This is a genomic window from Sphingobium quisquiliarum P25 (assembly GCF_000445065.1).
Lineage (GTDB): Bacteria > Pseudomonadota > Alphaproteobacteria > Sphingomonadales > Sphingomonadaceae > Sphingobium > Sphingobium quisquiliarum.
The window spans coordinates 1-1,085 of the sequence record NZ_ATHO01000177.1 but is presented as its reverse complement, the minus strand read 5'-3'; the positions used below and the strand labels follow the sequence as shown (position 1 = coordinate 1,085).

Annotated in this window: 1 pseudogene; it reads right to left on the bottom strand. The window is 69.8% G+C overall.

Annotation, left to right across the window (positions count from 1 at the left end):
• A pseudogene (locus tag L288_RS41775) lies at nt 1-1,085 on the bottom strand (Ti-type conjugative transfer relaxase TraA); the annotation flags it as partial.

Sequence of the window (1,085 nt, the reverse complement as noted above, 5' to 3'; positions counted from 1 at the left end):
TGCCAGCGTTCCACGAACCGATCGGCGCGCAAGTTCGGATCGGCCCGCACGCGCGCCTCCTGGGCCATCGCCTCGATCATCGGGCCGCTGCGCCCCGCCGCCGCCTCGCGCAGCAAGGCGGGATCGCGCTGCATCGCCGATGCGAGGTCACGCGAGGCTCCCGGCCTGATCTGGTCCAGCGCCTGTGTCGTGCGCTCGAGCGCGACCTTTTGATGCTCAAGGACCGGAGCGCCCGACGCCCGCGCCTGCAACACCGCCTCGGCCGAACGCGAGGCCCGCTCGACCGCGCGCCGGAAATCATGGGTAAGGCCCTGCTCGGCACGCGCCGGGGCTTCCTTCGCCGGCGTCGGCGTGCGCGACGACAGTTTCAGCCCATCGAACATGCCCCGCTTGGGAGCCGCTTTTTCCTTCGCGCCCTGCGCTGGCTCGGCCGCCTTCGCCGGCTCGGCCGACAGCTTCAAGCCGTCGAACATGCCGCGCCGCGGCTGTCGCTCGGCCGCGGCCTTCGCATCCCCTGCGCCGCGGCCCTCGCCGATCTCGCGTGGGCGTGGATCTCCGCCCATCTGGCGCATGGTGCCAGCACGCGGGCCAAGAAGCTCCACACCCTTGCGCTCGGGCGCATCCGGCAATCGGATCTCGCCCGACAGACCGCGCCGATCGGCGAACGATTGCGCCTCGGCGTCGCGGTCCCGATACATGGGATAATCCGACGCCATATCCTTCGCCCGCTCGCGCGACAGCGTGCGGACAAGCCGCCGATCGTCGGCGAAGTCGTCGCGGCCATAGTGGAGCTGCACGCCCTCACGGTGCCGCGACAGCGCCACATAGGCCGCATGGCGGTCCATCCCCGGCGTCGCCAGCACATGCCCCTGATCGACCGTCACGCCCTGCGATTTGTGGATGGTCGCGGCATAGCCATGATCGACATGGGCATAGTCCTTGAGGTCGAACGCCACCTGTCGGCCATCATCGAGCCGCACCGCCATGCTGTCGGGCGACACGCGCTCGACCTTCCCCAGCGTGCCGTTCTTCACGCCTAGCCCGCGCTCGTTTTTCAGGAACATGATGCGGTCGCCGGTCGCGAA